Annotated in this window: 1 protein-coding gene; it reads left to right on the forward strand. The window is 39.9% G+C overall.

The genetic code is table 11. The annotated features are described in order from the left end of the window. Positions 1-1,144, forward strand: a 1,144-nt coding sequence (locus WMO43_RS14060; protein WP_353531585.1) for an IS1182 family transposase, incomplete at both ends; no start/stop codon positions are given.

Below are 1,144 nucleotides of genomic sequence, written 5' to 3' on the forward strand. Positions count from 1 at the left end.
ATCATCTTCTGCGGATTATCGATAAAGCAATTGACTGGTCATTTATTTATGACCTTGTTCGTGATACTTATTCTGATGGCATGGGACGTCCGAGCATTGACCCTGTAACGCTTATTAAGATTCCTCTTATTCAGTATCTGTACGGAATAAAAAGTATGCGCCAAACCATCAAAGAGATTGAGGTAAACATGGCATACCGTTGGTTTCTCGGACTTGAACTTTATGATCCTGTTCCGCATTTCTCTACATTTGGGAAGAACTATACCCGTCGTTTTAAGGATACCGATTTATTTGAGCAGATTTTTCAGCATATCCTAGAAGAATGCTATCGCTTTAAGCTGGTTGATCCAACAGAAATCTTTGTTGATGCAACACATGTCAAAGCAAGGGCTAATAACAAAAAGATGCAAAGACGAATTGCACAACAAGAGGCCTTATTCTATGCCGATATGCTACGCAAAGATATCAATGCTGACCGAGAATCACATGGAAAGAAACCTCTCAAAGATAAAGACGATCATAATAAGCCAGGATCCGGCGGCAATGATAAATTTGAAAACTATACAGATGACATTCCACTAGACGGAAAAACCATCAAGTGCAGTACAACAGATCCTGAAAGTGGATGGTTTCGAAAGGGAGAACACAAGCATGTGTTTGCATATGGGATTGAAACTGCCTGCGATAAAAACGGATGGATTATAGATTTTACAGTAAATCCCGGCAACGAGCATGATAGCAGAACTTTTAAAGGGCTTTATGACAAGCTTACACATGTTGGAATGAAATACTGTATTGTTGATGCTGGTTATAAAACTCCTGCGATAGCGAAAATGCTTATAGACGATGGCGTGACACCGGTATTTCCATACAAACGCCCGATGACTAAAGATGGATTTTTCAGAAAACATGAGTATGTGTATGATGAATACAATGATGCATACATTTGTCCGGGTAATCATTTCCTGCACTACAGCACCACCAATCGAGATGGGTATCGGGAGTACAAAAGCTGCGGAAAAATCTGTGAGGGATGTCAGTATCTGTCGCAATGCACAGCTAGCAAAGATCATGTAAAACTTGTTACAAGACATGTTTGGGAAGACTACATGGAAACATGCGAAGATATACGTCAAACAATTGG

The sequence above is a fragment of the Maccoyibacter intestinihominis genome (genome assembly GCF_040096355.1).
GTDB lineage: Bacteria > Bacillota > Clostridia > Lachnospirales > Lachnospiraceae > Maccoyibacter > Maccoyibacter intestinihominis.